General features: G+C 36.5%; 1 protein-coding gene. It reads left to right on the top strand.

All coding sequences use genetic code 11. The features are described 5' to 3' along the window. Positions 1 to 253: 253 nt before the first annotated feature. On the top strand, positions 254 to 408 hold a 155-nt coding region (locus DLK05_RS19245; protein ID WP_148114138.1), incomplete at its 3' end, for a ribosomal protein S2.

The following is a 408-nucleotide window of genomic DNA, read 5'->3' as shown; positions in this document are numbered from 1 at the left end:
CAAAGAATTTCCATGATACATCAGAACAATATGGGATTTAATGATTACTAAGAGCAGATTCATCCTTTTGTTTTATTTAAACTATCTGTGGGCATTTTGATTTGGTAATAAAGATAATAACGAATAGAAAGGAATTAATGGCTTGGATCGTGTATCAACGGCCAATCTCCGGTAGAAGAGAAGGTTCCATCGGAACAATTATTTATTTCAGGGTACCTCGTCTCTTAAAAAAAAAGAGGAAGTGTGGGGAGAAATGACAAGAAGATATTGGAACATCAATTTGGAAGAGATGATGGAAGCGGGAGTTCATTTTGGTCATGGTACTAGGAAGTGGAATCCTAGAATGGCCCCTTATATCTCTGCAAAGCGTAAAGGTATTCATATTACAAATCTTACTAGAACTGCTCG

Source organism: Ancylomarina longa (genome assembly GCF_003996985.1).
Lineage (GTDB): Bacteria > Bacteroidota > Bacteroidia > Bacteroidales > Marinifilaceae > Ancylomarina_A > Ancylomarina_A longa.
This window is presented reverse-complemented; position numbering and strand designations above follow the sequence as displayed.